Origin of the sequence: Insulibacter thermoxylanivorax (assembly GCF_015472005.1) — a bacterium.
GTDB classification, from domain to species: domain Bacteria; phylum Bacillota; class Bacilli; order Paenibacillales; family DA-C8; genus Insulibacter; species Insulibacter thermoxylanivorax.
This window is the reverse complement of the sequence record NZ_BMAQ01000003.1, coordinates 16,111-33,055: the sequence shown is the minus strand read 5'-3', so window position 1 is coordinate 33,055 and position 16,945 is coordinate 16,111. Positions and strand designations below refer to the sequence as shown.

General features: G+C 52.0%; 13 protein-coding genes. 12 read left to right on the top strand and 1 reads right to left on the bottom strand.

Annotated elements, in window-relative coordinates; all coding sequences use genetic code 11:
* The first annotated feature begins 137 nt into the window (after positions 1 to 137).
* From galE to pflA, 8 genes are all read left to right on the top strand, one after another.
* Positions 138 to 1,139 (top strand): UDP-glucose 4-epimerase GalE, encoded by a 1,002-nt coding sequence (gene galE / locus PRECH8_RS01800; RefSeq protein WP_200965369.1) that lies wholly within the window; start codon positions 138 to 140, stop codon positions 1,137 to 1,139.
* A 211-nt stretch (positions 1,140 to 1,350) separates the two neighbouring features.
* Complete coding sequence (locus tag PRECH8_RS01795) at positions 1,351 to 1,896, top strand: sigma-70 family RNA polymerase sigma factor (protein ID WP_242457382.1); 546 nt, start codon at positions 1,351 to 1,353, stop codon at positions 1,894 to 1,896.
* Positions 1,893 to 2,732: a hypothetical protein gene (locus tag PRECH8_RS01790; protein ID WP_200965368.1), complete on the top strand. Its 840-nt coding sequence runs from the start codon at positions 1,893 to 1,895 to the stop codon at positions 2,730 to 2,732. The genes PRECH8_RS01795 and PRECH8_RS01790 overlap by 4 nt, the downstream gene beginning before the upstream one ends.
* Positions 2,733 to 2,851: 119 nt before the next feature.
* Entirely contained in the window at positions 2,852 to 3,661 is an 810-nt protein-coding gene (locus PRECH8_RS01785; protein WP_200965367.1) for a hypothetical protein, read from the top strand.
* Between the two features lie 322 nt (positions 3,662 to 3,983).
* Positions 3,984 to 5,855: an SLC13 family permease gene (locus PRECH8_RS01780; protein WP_200965366.1), complete on the top strand. Its 1,872-nt coding sequence runs from the start codon at positions 3,984 to 3,986 to the stop codon at positions 5,853 to 5,855.
* A 108-nt stretch (positions 5,856 to 5,963) separates the two neighbouring features.
* On the top strand, positions 5,964 to 6,482 hold the full coding sequence (locus tag PRECH8_RS01775; RefSeq protein ID WP_200965365.1) for a DUF2383 domain-containing protein: 519 nt from the start codon (positions 5,964 to 5,966) through the stop codon (positions 6,480 to 6,482).
* Between the two features lie 230 nt (positions 6,483 to 6,712).
* Positions 6,713 to 8,980 (top strand): formate C-acetyltransferase, encoded by a 2,268-nt coding sequence (pflB, locus tag PRECH8_RS01770; RefSeq protein WP_200965364.1) that lies wholly within the window; start codon positions 6,713 to 6,715, stop codon positions 8,978 to 8,980.
* A gap of 101 nt (positions 8,981 to 9,081) precedes the next feature.
* On the top strand, positions 9,082 to 9,858 hold the full coding sequence (pflA, locus tag PRECH8_RS01765) for a pyruvate formate-lyase-activating protein (RefSeq protein WP_200965363.1): 777 nt from the start codon (positions 9,082 to 9,084) through the stop codon (positions 9,856 to 9,858).
* 586 nt (positions 9,859 to 10,444) lie between these two features.
* Here the strand turns inward: pflA and PRECH8_RS01760 are convergent.
* A complete protein-coding gene (locus PRECH8_RS01760) occupies positions 10,445 to 10,612 on the bottom strand; it encodes a hypothetical protein (RefSeq protein ID WP_200965362.1) in 168 nt (55 codons plus the stop codon).
* Between the two features lie 20 nt (positions 10,613 to 10,632).
* Here PRECH8_RS01760 and PRECH8_RS01755 point away from each other — a divergent pair, with 20 nt between their 5' ends.
* The 4 genes from PRECH8_RS01755 (at position 10,633) to PRECH8_RS01740 (ending at position 16,937) form a co-directional block, all read left to right on the top strand.
* Positions 10,633 to 11,322: a GntR family transcriptional regulator gene (locus tag PRECH8_RS01755; RefSeq protein ID WP_200965361.1), complete on the top strand. Its 690-nt coding sequence runs from the start codon at positions 10,633 to 10,635 to the stop codon at positions 11,320 to 11,322.
* Positions 11,323 to 11,489: 167 nt separating this feature from the next.
* Positions 11,490 to 12,548, top strand: a complete 1,059-nt coding sequence (gene uxuA / locus PRECH8_RS01750) for a mannonate dehydratase (RefSeq protein ID WP_200965360.1) — start codon at positions 11,490 to 11,492, stop codon at positions 12,546 to 12,548.
* 42 nt (positions 12,549 to 12,590) lie between these two features.
* Positions 12,591 to 13,445 (top strand): SDR family oxidoreductase, encoded by an 855-nt coding sequence (locus tag PRECH8_RS01745; RefSeq protein ID WP_200965483.1) that lies wholly within the window; start codon positions 12,591 to 12,593, stop codon positions 13,443 to 13,445.
* Positions 13,446 to 13,652: 207 nt separating this feature from the next.
* On the top strand, positions 13,653 to 16,937 hold the full coding sequence (locus tag PRECH8_RS01740) for a glycosyl hydrolase (protein ID WP_200965359.1): 3,285 nt from the start codon (positions 13,653 to 13,655) through the stop codon (positions 16,935 to 16,937).
* Positions 16,938 to 16,945 lie beyond the last annotated feature (8 nt).

Below are 16,945 nucleotides of genomic sequence, written 5' to 3'. Positions count from 1 at the left end.
TCGGAATGCAAATATCCATAATGAATCATCACCCTCTCCCCTGTGATATTAGGTATAATCTTCATATACGAGACAGCTTCAACACATACTAACATGATTGAACCCATTCGAAATCATGGATGATAAGGAGCGGGAATATGAAGATCCTCATCACAGGCGGAGCGGGATACATAGGATCACACACTTGTGTGACGTTATTGGAGAACGGATATGACGTCATCGTCGCCGATAACTTTGTAAACAGCCGCAGGCAGGTGTTAGATCGAATTCGTGAGATTACGAAGCGGGACTTTGCTTTCTATGAGATTGATGTGACGGATGAAGAAGCGGTGGAACAGGTCTTCACAGAGCATCGAATCGATGGCGTGATTCACTTCGCCGGGCTGAAGGCGGTGGGAGAGTCCGTACATAAACCTCTTGAGTATTATCAGAATAACGTGCTCAGCACTATCGTGCTGGCGAAAGCTTGCATCCGCCTTGGAGTGGGCAAGTTTGTCTTCAGCTCGTCGGCAACGGTATATGGGGACAACGAAGTCCCTTTGGTTGAGACGATGCCGATGCGTCCCACTACGAATCCATACGGCGAGACCAAGGCGATGTGCGAACGCATCCTGACCGATGCGGCGAAGGCACATCCGCAGTTTGCAGTATCTCTGTTGCGATACTTTAACCCTATAGGAGCGCATGAGAGCGGGTTGATCGGAGAAGCGCCGAACGGGATTCCGAACAATCTGATGCCGTACATCACACAGGTAGCCAAGGGCAAGCTGGACAAGCTGCGTGTGTTCGGTGATGATTATCCAACGATCGATGGAACCGGCGTCAGGGATTATATTCATGTTGTTGACTTGGCTGAGGGGCATATGGCAGCATTGGAACATCTCGTCGAGGGCGCCCATGTATATAACCTCGGTACAGGTCAAGGCACCTCGGTCCTTCAGCTGGTCAGGACCTTTGAAGAAGTGAACGGGGTCGAGATCCCCTATGAGATCACTGCGCGTCGTCCCGGGGATGTAGCGGAGAGCTATGCGGATGTCACGAAGGCGATGCGGGAGCTGAACTGGACGGCCAAGCGCGGTTTAGAAGAGATGTGCCGGGACGCATGGCGCTTCGAATGCATGTATTCCGATGATGAATGATGTTACGGTTGTCACGATCTGCTCAACATTTCCCTCTAGATCTGCTTAACGAACGTTAATCGAATATACTTTTCAGTACACTTGGGAGGTCCTGCGGGATCTCCTTTTTTCCTCTGCACAAACCCATTCCCTCCATTTCCCAGTACTTTTCTTGAAAATCATGTAGCGAAATGCAACCCTCCTCCGTCTAATAGGTTGGAGGTGGTCAACAGTGGGGCTGGCCGGCCGCAAGATAACAAGCTATCCCGAAGAACCGTCCTCTGCACTCGAGCTGATGATGAAGGAGTACGGCAATGACCTGCTAAGGACTGCGTACTTCTATCTGGGAGATCGGCATCTGGCGGAAGATGTTGCTCAGGAGGCCTTCCTGCGCGCCTACCGCGGATGGCCGAACTTCCGTGGTGAGAGCAGTGTCAAAACATGGCTGATGACGATCACCATCCGTCTCTGCAGAGATCGGCTGGGACTCAAATCGCGTCTCGAAGAGCCATATGATCCCGTGCTGCTCAAGTCTTCGAACTATGCCAGCGCCGAAGAAGAGACGATGCAGCGTCTGAATCGGACGACGATTCTTCGCCATATGATGAAACTCCCAGCGCAATATCACGAGGTTCTATACCTCTATTATTACTTGGAGTTATCAACCAAAGAGATATCACAATTGACTCACTCTCCTGAGGGTACAGTTCGCACAAGGCTTCATAGAGCCCGCGAACTGCTGGGTCAATACCTACAAGAGGAGGGATGGCACCGATGAATGAGCGTGACTTGGGCAGGAAGTTCCGGGAAGAAGCCGATGAGGTCTTGTTCGCCGATCTCGTATTCGATGAACGATTGAAGGCTCAAGTAAGAGAGAGGATTCGAGCCGAGGAAGGCAGGACGGATGTTTCAACAGTTAGTGCCCCAACAGTCATAGAGCTGGATGAAAGCCAGATTCGATCCCGAACTCGAACACGTTCCCTGCGCTTACGCAAAGCGCATCGCCTTATCGCTGCTGTGTCCGCGGCTTCCGTTACTGCTATTGCAGCATTCTCCTTAAGCGGTTTGTTCGCGGAGCGGGACCCAGGGGATCTGATGAAGATCGAGCACTATACGATCGAGATCAATCAACCCATCAGCGGCGACGCGGAAAATGAGCAGATGGAGACATTCCACACCTTGGAAACCCCGAAGGACAGCGCTGAAACGACGACGATGGAATCAGGTGCGTGGGAGATCGCGGATCTTGCAGAAGCACGTCAGGTGTACGGTGCAGATCTGCAACTGCCAACCTTTATTCCTGATCATTATGAGATAACGGCAATCACGGGCCTGTATGCGGAGGATGCCTTGCAGATCAACATTACCTATGCATCCGCGGATCACAGCTTCGTCTTCACTCAGAAGAAGATCAACGGTCCCCAGCTTCATACTGATCTGGCCGGTGAGCCAGTTGCATGGAATGGCACGCAGGGCTATCTCTCGATGAACGACGGCGCAGCAGAGATCCGATGGTTAACGGAAGAAGCGGAGCTGAGTATATCGGGGGATCTCGATTCCGAATTGCTTATTCAGATCGCAGCATCGGTGATGAACACCGCGGTTGATCAATAGATGGTTGGATCGTGTTGTTTGGATAGCACAGAGTGAGCGTTTAGATAAAACGATGAAGAAAATTTAGATATGAAAATTTAGATATAAACCATGAAGATCATAAATGGAGGGAAATAAATATGAAAAAATATACTTGGAAAATCGCAAAAGGTGTATTAGCAGGTGCTTATGTAACGCTGATCAGTGCAGGTTCGGCATTTGCCGCTGAACCAATCCTCACAGAGCAAGGAGCCGGCGTATCCGCTGGTTACGTTGGGCAAGGATACGAGGATCCTGCCCTCGCGGAGAAGCATCGTGAGATCGACGCATATATCTTCGAACAAGGCGGTCTCGAGAAATTCAATGACATGGGCTTTACGGTTACCCATACAGGGCCGATGGCTGGGAAACTCGAGATCGGCATCACCCCTTATGATGACAGCTTTGCCAATGAGCTCTATGCTCTGTTCGGCGATGATGAAGTGAACGTGGTCGAAGGCGTCCAAGCGATTACCTTTATGCCTGAGCCGGCGCTGGATGAAGGCGGGTTTTCGACGATGGTCGTAGGCGGTCCAGAGCCTGGTGAAGGTGAAGTCGCAATCACCGTAACGGATCCATTGCCTGCTGTTGATCCTGATACTCCTGTATCCAGTACCGATGATGCTGGTACCGCTGTGGATGCGGAACTGATCTATGCACCTGTTAAGCCGGATGCATCTGTCAGCGATGAGGATGCAGCGAGCAGTGATGCGGGGGATGCAGGAGCGGGAACAGAAGTACCGGAGATGGCGCCGATCTCTGCACCGGCTGAGAGCACAGCTGCCGATGCCATCGCTCCAACATCGCAATCACAAAGCAGCTCGATGCTCTGGGCTTGGATCGCCGGCGGCGTTGCAGCACTTGGAGCGGTTGCTCTGTTCATCCGCCGCGCTGTTGGTGCAAAGAAGTAATACGCGAATCATACGCGAAACGACGGCATGAAAGCATGTTACGAAATCACAAGCTAAATCACAGGACCAATGATAAAGTGAGGCTGCCATAAGGCTCAGCCGGCACTCGATCTATACAGGATTGAGGCCGGCTTTTATTACTCGATCTGTACAGAAATCTTCATAATTTTCTGCCTGCAAATGTGCTACAATAGACCGAAAAATATAATGGAAACTTGATCGTTTTATCATTCGTTTCAACATGATTACTCGAATATCCTTAGCAAGTCATTCATCATAGCGTCTTTCATAGAATCATCCCGAGCGGAGGCAGCAAACAACCATGACAACAGATATGATCATCACCCTAACCATACTCGCCATAGCAGCTGTATTGTTCATGATCGGCAAGATCCGTTCGGATCTCATCGCCGTCAGCTCAATGGTTCTGCTCGTCGTCTTCGATATCCTTACGCCGAACGAGGCGTTGTCCGGGTTTTCGAATTCCGTTGTTGTCATGATGATCGGCTTATTCGTCGTAGGCGGCGGCATCTTCCAGACGGGGCTGGCCAAGATGGTCAGCAGCAAGATCCTGCAGGTCTCCGGCAAGAGCGAGCTGAAGCTGCTCGTTACGATCATCCTGGTCACATCCGTGGTCGGCTTCTTCGTGAGCAATACCGGCACCGTGGCCGTGATGCTGCCGATCGTGGTCAGCCTGGCGATGAACGCCGATATGAATGCCTCTCGGCTGCTCATGCCCCTTGCCTTCGCCAGCAGCATCTCCGGCCTTATGACCTTGATCGGGACACCGGCAAACCTTGTCGTCTCCGAAGCTCTGGAAACTGCGGGCTACGGCAAGCTGGGCTTCTTCTCCGTGACCCCCGTTGGGACCATCGCTTTGGTTACGGGAACCCTCCTCATGATCCCGCTGAGCAAGCTGCTTGTCAAAGAGGGTCGGGAGCGCAGCGGGATGAAGCACAATACGAAGCGGCGCTCGCTGAAGGAATTGGCACGGCAGTATCAGATTGCACAGAATTTATACCGCCTTCAAGCGCTGGAAGATTCGCCGATTCTGCGGAAACCGCTGGCTAACCTGAACATTACGGGACGGTATCAGGTCAGCGTTGTTGAGATTCGGCGTAAGACGCAGAAGAGTCCGTTCTTCAAGACGATCAACCAAGAGGTGGCAGGGCCGGCGACTTGGATCCAAAGCGGCGATATCCTCTATGTCTTCGGAGCCTTCGAGCAGGTAGAGCGATTCGCTGCGGAATGCGGGCTGCAGCTGCTGGATACACAAGCAACGGAGAAGCTTGACGAGGGCAGGATTCGGGATATGTTGTTCCATGAGATCGGCATCGCCGAGGTGCTGCTGACGCCTGATTCCAAACTGATCGATAAACAGGTGAAACATTCGAACTTTCGGGAGAAGTTCAATGTGAATATCCTCGGTATCCGGCGCGGCAGCAGCTATATTCTCCAGAATCTGAAAGACGAGCGCATCCGCTTCGGCGATGCTTTGCTTGTACAAGGAACCTGGGACAATCTCGACAAGCTTGCGCAGGAGCAGGAACATGTCGTCGTTGTGGGGCAGCCTTTGCAGGAAGCGGCTAAGGTAACGCTGGATCACAAGGCACCGATCGCTGCCGGCATTCTGCTGCTCATGGTGATCATGATGGTCTTCGATCTGCTGCCTTCGGTCATCGCCGTGCTGATCGCTGCGATCTTGATGATCGTAACCGGCTGCCTCCGCAGCATGGAAGCAGCATACAACTCGGTGAACTGGGAGAGCATCGTGCTGATCGGCGGGATGATTCCGATGTCCCTCGCGATTGAGAAGACCGGTGCGGCGGCGCTCTTGTCGGAGGGATTGGTGCAGGGTCTGGGGCAGTATGGTCCGCTGGCACTGCTCGCTGGATTGTACTTAGCAGCGTCCATCGTCACGCTGTTCATCAGCAACACAGCTGCCGCTGTCCTGTTTGCCCCGATCGCGCTGTCGGCAGCGGTACAGATCGGGGTCAGTCCCTATCCGTTTATGATCGCAGTCGCCGCAGCCTCCAGCTTCTGCTTCGCTTCGCCGTTCTCAACGCCGCCGAACGCCTTGGTGATGTCTGCGGGAAGGTATACATTCAGCGACTATCTGAAAGTCGGCCTTCCCTTGCAAATCTTGCTCGGTGTCGTCATGGTACTGGTGATGCCGCTCATCTATCCCTTCTAATGCGAAGAGCCGACATGGTTCTGACAGCTTCGGGCATACTACATTTAGGCAGACAGCGTAAGAAAGTATGTAAGTAAGCGATCAAACAGCCCGAAAGGAAGATGACTGATGGAGAAGATGGTCCAGCCCGATAAACAGAAAGTGATCAACGAATTAAATCGTTTCGTGCGCGGACGTTATATGGGGCTCCACCAGTATGAGCAGTTAATCCTGCATGCAAAGGATCCCCAAGTGAAAGAGATGTTGCAAAGATTTCAGAAACATGCGAAGCTGGGCACGATCAAGGTGGTCAATCGCATCAAAGAGCTGGGCGGAGAACCCGTTGACGACGGATTGAGTTTGGATGCCCCACTCGATCCGTCGTTGTCCTGTGAGCTGCTGATAGACGCCTTTCCCGACATAACAGACTACCTTCGGCCGATAATGATCAATCTTGGCGAGCAGCGCGGCGGCACCTTCCTTGTACTCTTGTTTCGTAATCTCCGCCGCTGTTCTTGTGGGACGAGCAACGATATTGCTAAATCCGATGCCTCATCATTCCCTTCAAATACAGCGAAAAAACCACTTCTACCGCCATATATTAGCACAAATTCAGCAGTACGGATTCCGTTCGTTTCCTTTCAATAAAGATGTTCGCCCCCTATTGAAAGTAAATAAATGAAATGAAAAACCTTTCATTTACTGTTTTTAGCGTATAGTCTATAACATCGAAAAGCCTTGATTCTAAAGGATTTTGGGCGATTGGAGGGCAGTTCAATCGCTTTTCACAATTGTGATATTTGTTTGTGAAATTTATCACATTATGATCGTAAGGAATAGTCTATACTTTCAAGTAAAAGAGCTAGGAGGTGCTTGCAATGGCAGTTAAGGAACCTGAAACAATTCAAGCGAGCGGTCAACATCCATGGCGCGGATTCAAATTCGGCAAATGGATGAACCAGATCGATGTGAACGATTTTATATCGAGGAATATAACTCCGTACCACGGCGACGAGTCTTTCCTTGAAGGACCAACCGAAGCAACAGTTGAGCTCTGGAAGATCATTCAAGAACTGTCCAAGAAAGAACGGGAAAATGGCGGCGTACTTGATGTTGACGTGAACACGGTATCGACGATTACGTCCCACAAGCCTGGATATCTGGACAAGGACAAAGAGAAGATCGTTGGATTGCAAACGGATGAACCTTTCAAACGTTCCTTCCAACCTTTCGGCGGTATCCGCATGATGATCCAAGCTTGCGAAGCGTATGGATTTGAAGTTCCTGAAGAGATGATCGAGATCTTCACGAAGTATCGCAAGACACACAACCAAGGTGTGTTCGATGCTTATACACCGGAGATGCGCAGAGCGCGTTCCGCGGGGATCATCACGGGACTGCCGGATGCATACGGCCGCGGCCGGATCATCGGTGACTACCGCAGAGTTCCGCTTTATGGTGTTGATTTCCTGATCGAACAGAAGAAAAAAGAACAAGAACTTCTCGAAGTCGATGTCATGCTCGATGATGTGATCCGTGATCGCGAGGAGCTGACCGAACAGATCCGAGCACTGGGAGAGCTGAAAGAAATGGCTGCTTCCTACGGATACGACATCTCGAAGCCTGCTGCGAACGCAAGAGAAGCTTTCCAATGGCTGTACTTCGCGTATCTGGCTGCGATCAAGGAACAAAACGGCGCAGCGATGAGCTTGGGACGCGTCTCCAGCTTCCTGGACATCTATATCGAGCGTGACCTGCAAGAAGGTACACTCACGGAGAAGGAAGCTCAAGAGCTGGTTGACCATTTCGTTATGAAACTGCGGATCGTGAAGTTCCTGCGTACACCGGAATACAACGAGCTGTTCACCGGCGACCCGACTTGGGTAACCGAATCGATCGGCGGTATGGGATTGGACGGCAGAACGCGTGTAACGCGCAACTCCTTCCGTTTCCTCCATACGCTGTACAACCTGGGTCCGGCTCCGGAACCGAACCTGACCGTTCTATGGTCCGAGCAATTGCCTGAGCCGTTCAAGAAGTACTGCGCGAAGGTATCCATCGAGACCAGTGCGATACAATACGAGAACGACGATCTCATGCGTCCGATCTACGGCGATGACTACGGCATCGCATGCTGCGTCTCGGCGATGCGCATCGGTAAGCAGATGCAATTCTTCGGTGCACGGGCTAACCTGGCTAAGGCTCTGCTCTATGCGATCAACGGCGGCGTAGATGAGAAGTCCGGCGTGCAAGTTGGACCGGTTATGCCGAAGATCACATCCGAGGTGCTCGACTACGACGAGGTCATGAGCCGTTACGACGACGTGCTCGAGTGGTTGGCTAAGCTCTATATCAATACGCTGAACGTCATTCACTACATGCACGACAAATATTGCTACGAGCGTATCGAGATGGCGCTGCACGATCGTGAGATCATCCGGACGATGGCATGCGGAATCGCCGGTCTATCCGTTGTGGTTGACTCCCTCAGCGCGATCAAATACGCGAAAGTGTATCCGATCCGCAATGAGGACGGCATCGCTGTTGACTTCCGCATCGAAGGAGAATATCCGCAATACGGAAACAACGATGACCGCGTAGACCAGATCGCTGTAGAGCTCGTAGAAAGATTCATGAACAAACTGCGCAAGCATAAGACATATCGCAATTCGATCCCGACGCTGTCCATCCTGACGATCACGTCCAACGTCGTATACGGTAAGAAGACGGGAACGACACCGGACGGCCGCAAAGCCGGCGAACCATTCGCACCTGGTGCAAACCCGATGCATGGACGCGACCGCAAGGGTGCTCTGGCATCGCTGAATTCTGTGGCAAAACTGCCTTATGAGCACAGCTTGGATGGGATCTCGAATACCTTCTCCATCGTGCCGAAGGCCCTTGGCCGCGACCTGGATGAGCGCATCAACAACCTGGTTGCGATGATGGACGGCTATATGTCGCAGCAAGCGCATCACCTGAACGTCAACGTCTTCAACCGCGAGCAGCTTCTCGATGCGATGGAACATCCGGAGCAGTATCCGCAGCTGACGATCCGCGTCTCCGGATATGCGGTGAACTTCATCAAGCTGACCAGAGAACAACAGCTCGATGTGATCAACCGTACGTTCCACGAGAGAATCTAAAGATGACGTTGTAGTATGACATGCAATGGGCGGAACAGAGATGCAGAGTTTTCCGCCCTTTCTTTTATTTATAGAGATCAGGAGAGGGAGAGTGAATCAATATGGCTGCAAGAACAGGCAGAATCCATTCATTAGAAACCTTTGGCACCGTGGATGGGCCGGGCATCCGTTTCGTCTTATTCATGCAGGGTTGTGCGATGCGCTGCCTATACTGTCACAACCCGGACACGTGGAATGCCAGTGACGGCAGAGAAGTAACCGTGGAAGAGATCTTGGCAGAGATTGAACCTTATATCCCGTATTATGATCGAGCAGGCGGCGGATTGACGGTGTCCGGCGGTGAACCGACGCTGCAGGCACCGTTCGTAGCCGAATTGTTCAAAGCCGTCAAAGAACGCTGGGGATTGCATACCGCCCTTGATACCTGCGGTTTCTGCGAACCTTCCCCTGTACTTGATGAATTGCTGCAATACACGGATCTTGTCATGCTCGATCTCAAGGAGATGGATGCAGAACGGCATAAGGCGTTGACCTCTCAGCCTCTTGATCGAATTCATCGCTTCGCACGCCATCTAGCCGAACGCAAGCAGCCAGCTTGGATTCGCTTCGTCCTGGTCCCTGGTCTAACTGACAGCGAGGATAACTTAATGCAGCTTGGAACCTTCATCGAGAAGGAACTGCCGAATGTGGAGAAGATCGAGATCCTTCCTTATCATCGGATGGGCATCTACAAATGGGAGGAACTTGGTCTCGAATACAAGCTGCATGACGTACCGGATGGGACGCCGGAGGATGTTGAACGCGCACGGAACATCATCGAAGCAGCCCGCCGGCAAGTGCGTGAACAACGGACGGTTTCGCAGACGGTGAATGGATAACGTTGCAGCCTGCAGCCATTTCGTGCTCCAGCTCTGCTCTGTTGCGCATTGCACTGTATTGTAAGTTTCATATATCGCTATTATGGATACCCCTTAACTTTAGGGAGCGAATCGATCGATGGCCTTCTGACATGCGGATTCTCTCTGCAGGTTGGGAGGCTTTTGTGATTTTGTTTTTGTTTTGGATGTTCTAAGTGTGCAAATACGGGTGTGTAAATACTGCGGAAGGCAGCGAAATGGGGGCAGGTGTGACGTCGTGGCAGGACTGGTGTGTGAGACGACAGATCCTGTTGACTCAGCTGTGTCGAAGCGGGATTGGTGTATGAGACGACAGTTACTGTTGATTCAGAGGCGTCAAGGCGGAATGAAGTACGTGAGACGACAGATCCTGTTGACTCAGAGAGTGTGCACGGATAAGCGCAATTCGTACGCGTGAGGCTGTCCATCAGTCATCGCTGACTTATTGGACAACCTATCCCATGCTTGTTAAACTTGTATACAAGTATGCTAGTATTCTAGTATACTAGTATATGCGAGATTGGTCCAACGATATATGTCATCATCTATCATCGAAACAGTAAGCGCTTCAATCACGCATCAGCATCACACATACACTACGATAGCGAAGCAATACCCCAGCAATCGCAAAAATAACGCGACGATAACGCTGTAATAACGCAACAATATCGGAGCAATAACGCAGCAATAATGCAGAAATAACGCAGTAATAATGCACCAATAATCCATCAATCACATCGGAAGGAAGGTGATGAATTGCCTGCGAAGCCTTTTGCCAGACAGACGCTTAGTGCACAAGTATACGAACATCTGCGGGAAGAGATCGTCTTCATGCAGCGTAAGCCGGGAGAGATGATCTCTGAGAATGAGATAGCAGAACAGCTTCAGGTCAGCCGAACACCGATTAGAGAAGCACTGCGTCTCTTGGCGAATGAACGGTTGATCGAGATTATCCCGCAAGTGGGATCCAGGGTGTCGCTCATCTCAGTAAGGAAGATTGAAGAGGCCTGGTTCATCCGCGAACAGTTGGAAGTGGGGGCCTTCGTCCGTGCAGCTCGCATGTGGGACCTTTTTCTTGCAAGACAGTATGAAGAGCCGTTGTTGCAGTTGATCGAACAGCAGAGGGATGCGGCCTTTGCAGGCGAACATGAGAAGCTGCTTAAGCTGGATGAGGAATTTCACAAGACGATCATATCGATTACGAAGAATGAAACCTTGATCGATGTGATTGAACAGATGCGGGCCCATGTGAATCGGGCGCGTCTATTGACACTGAAAGAGAAGACAAAATCGGGTTTAGTCGTGGCAGAACACGAGGATATCCTGCAAGCGATCAAGAAGAGGGATGCACAGCAGACAGGGGCCTTGCTGGAGAATCATCTGCAATGGCTGCACCTTGAACTTCCGGAACTGCAGAAACAATACCCGGATTGGTTCACGGATTGATCGAAAGCTGGATGGTTCATGTCTGAACGAATGGCTGCAGGACGGCTCGATGTCGTGGGTTGTCTGTTGTTGCATGTTATGCTTGTCTGAGATGACAGTATGAGATGACAGCATAAGATAACTGCCTTAGATGACAGCTTAATCGATGGTTTAGGGAGTGAATCCGGATGAGGATGGTCTTTCGTTGGTTTGGAACGGGCAATGATACGGTAAGTCTAGCACAGATCCGCCAGATACCAGGTGTAGAAGGGATCGTCTGGGCTCTTCATCATCTTCCGGCTGGAGAAGTGTGGCCGCTTGAAGAGATCATGAAGGTAAAGGAAGAAGCAGATGCCTTCGGGCTGCACTTGGAAGTAGTCGAAAGCGTCAATGTGCATGAGGATATTAAGCTTGGCCGGCCTTCCCGTGATCGATATATCGAGAACTATAAACAGACGATCGAGCATCTGGCGAAGGTCGGCGTGAAGACGATCTGTTATAACTTCATGCCGGTGTTCGACTGGGTGCGCACCGATCTGCATAAGGAGCTGCCCGACGGCTCAACGGCGATGTTCTATGAGAAGCAGAAGATCGATAAGATCGATCCCAAGGAATTGATCAACAAGATCAATGAGAATCCAAACTTCACGATGCCGGGATGGGAACCGGAACGGCTTGCCCATCTGTCGAAACTGTTTGAGTCCTATCGCGGGGTAACGGAAGAACATCTGCTGGAGAATTTGAAGTATTTTCTGGATGAGATTATTCCTGTGGCAGAGCGGTACGGGATTCGAATGGCGCTCCATCCCGATGATCCGCCGTGGTCGATCTTCGGATTGCCGCGAATCGTCGGCACCCATGATCAGCTGCGCCGCATCCTGCAGCTCGTGGATAGTCCATACCATGGTCTTACATTATGCACTGGTTCTCTGGGTGCGAATCCGCAGAATGACCTTGCTGCGATGATTCGTGAGTTCGCCGATCGGATCCCTTTCGTGCATATTCGCAATATACGCAGATATGACAATGGTGATTTCATCGAGACCTCGCACCGGGTCACCGACGGTTCCATCGACATCCCGGGGGTCGTGCGGGCGCTGCATGAAGTCAACTTCCAAGGATATGCCCGTCCCGACCATGGAAGACAGATCTGGGATGAAGAGTGCCGTCCCGGCTACGGGCTGTATGACCGGGCATTGGGCATTATGTATCTATGGGGAATTTGGGACAGCCTACAAAGATCATAACAGACTGAAGGAATGGTGATGCAGATGAATCAGAAGAAGCAGATGAATCAGATTCCAATCCATGAAAACCTCCGCGGAAGGGTGGCTGTGATCACCGGCGGCGGCGGAATCCTATGCGGCGCGATGGCGCGTGAACTTGGCCGTCACGGCGTGAAAGTGGCGATTCTCAACCGAACCCTTGCGAAGGGAGAAGCGGTGGCCCAAGAGATTCGTGACAGCGGCGGCGAGGCTGTTGCCGTGGCATGCGATGTGCTGAATGTTGAGAATGTGCGGGAGGCTGAGCGCATTGTTCGGGAGACATACGGCGGCTATGATATCTTGATCAACGGAGCCGGGGGCAATCATCCGAAGGCGAGCACCACCGAGGAAATCTTCCGTCAGCAGGACTTGGATGACCCGCTCATCCAGACGTTCTTCGATCTAGAGGTGGGGAATATCGGCCATGTTTTCGATCTGAATTTCCTAGGTACGCTCATCCCGACCCAGGTGTTTACCAAGGGGATGGTGGGACGTGCCGGAGCTACCGTCATCAATATTTCTTCGATGAGCGCCTATGCACCGATGACCAAGGTCTTTGCTTACAGCGCAGCTAAAGCAGCGATCAATAACCTGACCCAGTGGCTGGCAGTGCACTTTGCAGAGGCCGGCATCCGTGTGAATGCTATCGCCCCCGGATTCTTCTTAACGGAGCAGAATCGGGCCCTGCTTAAGCATGAAGACGGCAGCTGGACACCTCGCTCCGAGAAGATCATCAGCCATACGCCGATGAGACGATTCGGAGAGCCGGAGGATCTCCTGGGAACGCTGATCTGGCTGGCGGATGAAAGCATGAGCGGCTTCGTCACAGGTGTGACGGTACCTGTAGACGGCGGATTCCAAGCATATTCCGGTGTATAGAAACAGGATCAAGACGAGAACGGACGGTTATGCCTTGGGGCATAACCGTTATTTTCATATGGCGGGTTCAATCGCAATAAAGTCCACATCCAGCGCAATAAAGTCCACACCCTGCAAAAATCTACGATTGTCTTATGCAAACCCTTCCGATAGTCTTAAAGTGAGCATACTTCATAGACACAATGAATGGATGCGGAGGCGTTAACCATGTTTCAACTTGAGATGTTCCAGCAGCCTGAAGCAAGATACGGCATCCACCCATTCTGGTTCTGGAATGGGGATATGGAAGACAAGGAGATCATCCGGCAGATCGAGGAGATGGCGGCCAAAGGACTTGGCGGCTTCTTCATATGCCCGCGTCAAGGGCTTAAGATTCCCTATCTGTCCGATGCGTGGTTCCAGAAGGTTAAACTCGCCGTAGAGAAGGCCGAAGAGCTGGGGCTGGAGGTCTGGCTCTATGATGAATATCCCTATCCGAGCGGCATTGCCGGCGGCGAAGTCACTCTGCTCCATCCGGAAGCAAAGCATTATATCCTGGTCCACCGCACAGCAAGCGTGTCCGCCGGTAAGACGTGCTCTTTGGAACTCCCATGGGGAAGAGTGCTGTATGCCAAAGCGGTTCCCATTGATCCAAGCAGCGGGAAGCGGGACTGGAGCAAGGCCGTTGATATTCGCGGTGCGATCGGTAATCATCAGGCGGAACCGGTATTTCAGAAAGCCGGATTAACGGCTTATAATCAGAAGCGATTTTTTACTTATAACACGATCAAGAAGCTGCTGTGGACAGCTCCGGATGGGGACTGGGAAGTCCAGGAGTGGGAAGTTCATTGTTTCCTTGAAGAAGAAGTACGGGATTTCAAATATTACGGCCATTACGTGGATCCATTAAATGAAGAAGCAATGCGCACCTTCATCCAGCTGACTCATGAACGCTATGCAGAACATCTGGGAGAATACTTCGGCAAGACGATCAAAGGGATGTTCACCGATGAAATCGGCCTGCTGGGCAAGATCCCTTGGTCGCCCAGATTGCTGCAAGTGTTCCGGGAGCGCAACGGGTATGATCTGGCCGATCATATGCATGCCCTCTTGTATGATGACGGCGAGGATACCGCGAAGATCCGCTATGACTACTATCAAACGATCCACGAGCAGCTCGTTAAGGCTTATCATAAGCAAGTATATGATTGGTGCGAGCAACATGGCCTGTTCTATACAGCGGAAGTGCCCTCCGTGCGGATGAACACGCAGCGGTACAGTCATGTGCCGGGCGGGGACAGCGGGCATGAGAAACTGGGCCGTTCCTTGGAATGGATCTTGGATCGATACAGCTACAGCCTGCGTTACAATCCGAAGATGACGAGCTCGATTGCAAACCAATTGGGCCGTGAGCGGGCGCTGGTGGAGTGCTTTCACAGCGTGGGATGGTCGATGACGCTGCAGGATGCCAAGTGGATGATCGATCGATTAGCGGCGCTGGGAGTGAATTTTTTTAATTTTCATGCATTTTTCTACACCCTGGACGGCCTGACCAAACACGATGCTCCTCCTTCGCACTTCCTGCAGAATTCCTATTGGCGGTATTTTGATCGTCTGAGCAGTTATGTGCGGCGGATCAGCTATGTGATGTCCACTGGGAAACCGGTGCGTCCGATCGCCGTGCTGGATCCAACGACGACGTTCTGGGTGCATCTCGGCAACCCGTTCTTCGAATTCAGCTATTCCGGGCACAGCGAGGCAGAGAAGCAGCGTCTGGAAAGCCTCAAAGAACAATGGCGTGAGATCTGCAAGACGTTGACGATGAATCAGCGGGACTTTGATCACTTGGACCCGGAGGTGCTGCTGGATGCGAAAGTCGCAGACGGCCGTCTGCAGATCGGACAGGCAGCCTACGAGGCGGTTATCATCCCGCCGATCACGAACTTGGAAACGCCTGCATGGCGGAAACTTCGGGAATTCCTGGCGCAAGGAGGGAAGGTGATCGCCTGCTGGGAACTGCCCAGCCAGTCTTTGGACGGGACTTCGGAAGTCGTGCGGGAGATGGCGGAGATATTCGCTGGCGAGGAGGCTGCTATGCAGCGGGAAGGGAAGAAGGGTGCAAGGCAGATGGGTGCTTACCGAGTCGAAAGCAACGAAGAGCTGCTGGCGCTCGTCGAGGAGCTTTTGCCGCAGGACCTTCGCTTTGAAGTAGAAGATCGCTCCGCTTTTCTCATGCATCAACGGATGTTGGATGACCATATCAGCTGTGTATTCATCACCAATCAGGAAGCGGGTCAGCATGAAGCGAAGCTGATCTTGAAGGGTTATGATCCTGCCGGCACGCAGATCTACCGCTTGTGTCTGGAGTCGGGGGATTGCGAACGGCTTGCGGTGGAGAAATCAGAGGATCATCTGGTCCTGCGCATGAAATTCGGCGCGTATGAATCCCATCTGTTCCTGATCCAGCGGCAAGCTGCTGATTCCAGGGAATTCTCTGAGCAGATGGATGCGCTTCCTGTGGAAAAGCTCCCGCCGCCTTCTGATGTTACAGCGGCAGCTTCAGTGAACGAAGACACGCCGGAGGTCTGGACCTGGGAACTGGATGCGAAGGAAGTATGGCAGATTCAAGCCGAAAGGGATAACGTGCTGCGCTTGGATTCCTTCGAACTGCGCACCTCTTACCTAGATGGCCGGCCTCTGCAGGAGCAAGGGGTTAAGGTTCAGGCGAAGACCTTCATCGACCAATGCGCAGATATCGCGGATATGCACAATATCCCGCTGAAATTCCATCAGATCTTCGGCACGCCGATGAAGCTGAAGGCTGCTTATCCCCTTCGAGCAACCTATACAACATCGTTCATCGCCGACTATGTGCCGGATCGCTGCTGGTTGTTGATGGATCATGGGGCGATCTTAGGTGAATGGAGCATCGGCCTGAACGGCCGCACGATCACGAAGGAGCAGCTGGAAGAAATCTTCGTCTATGATCATATGAACCGCTGTGCAGATATATCGGGATTCATCCAGGTTGGAATTAATACGATGACGCTGCAGGTGAAGATCGAACAGGATTGGCACGGCGTGGTGGATGCCCTATACATCTGCGGGGACTTCGGCATATGCGAAGATCAGGGTCAGCCTCTGATCTGCAAGGCACCACAGTTTGCAGCATTCACCGCTGCGCCAATTGAAGGTTTCCCCTATTATGCGGGAACACTGCTGCTGAAGCGGGAAGCCGTGTTGGATGAGCTGCCGGAAAGCACCCGGTTCAGCGTAAGATTCCGCGATTTAGATGAGTCCTTCTACGATTGTGCGGAGATAATCGTAAACGGTCACTCCCTCGGCGTACGCCCGTGGATGCCGTATGAGTGGCAGGGTTCGACGGAGCTTCTGCGCAGAGGCGTGAATATCGTGGAAGTCAGGATCACCAATACATTAATTGGGATGTTAGAAGGACGGAAATTCGATTATGCGAAGCATACCTTGGTTCCTGCCGTGGGGGACCAGGCTTAATCCGGGCA

What these genes read in the sequence shown, in the direction of transcription:
- galE (WP_200965369.1), top strand. Translation starts at nt 138, where the DNA reads ATGAAGATCCTCATCACAGGCGGAGCGGGATACATAGGATCACACACT.
- PRECH8_RS01790 (WP_200965368.1), top strand. Translation starts at nt 1,893, where the DNA reads ATGAATGAGCGTGACTTGGGCAGGAAGTTCCGGGAAGAAGCCGATGAG.
- PRECH8_RS01785 (WP_200965367.1), top strand. Translation starts at nt 2,852, where the DNA reads ATGAAAAAATATACTTGGAAAATCGCAAAAGGTGTATTAGCAGGTGCT.
- PRECH8_RS01780 (WP_200965366.1), top strand. Translation starts at nt 3,984, where the DNA reads ATGACAACAGATATGATCATCACCCTAACCATACTCGCCATAGCAGCT.
- PRECH8_RS01775 (WP_200965365.1), top strand. Translation starts at nt 5,964, where the DNA reads ATGGAGAAGATGGTCCAGCCCGATAAACAGAAAGTGATCAACGAATTA.
- pflB (WP_200965364.1), top strand. Translation starts at nt 6,713, where the DNA reads ATGGCAGTTAAGGAACCTGAAACAATTCAAGCGAGCGGTCAACATCCA.
- pflA (WP_200965363.1), top strand. Translation starts at nt 9,082, where the DNA reads ATGGCTGCAAGAACAGGCAGAATCCATTCATTAGAAACCTTTGGCACC.
- uxuA (WP_200965360.1), top strand. Translation starts at nt 11,490, where the DNA reads ATGAGGATGGTCTTTCGTTGGTTTGGAACGGGCAATGATACGGTAAGT.
- PRECH8_RS01745 (WP_200965483.1), top strand. Translation starts at nt 12,591, where the DNA reads ATGAATCAGATTCCAATCCATGAAAACCTCCGCGGAAGGGTGGCTGTG.
- PRECH8_RS01740 (WP_200965359.1), top strand. Translation starts at nt 13,653, where the DNA reads ATGTTTCAACTTGAGATGTTCCAGCAGCCTGAAGCAAGATACGGCATC.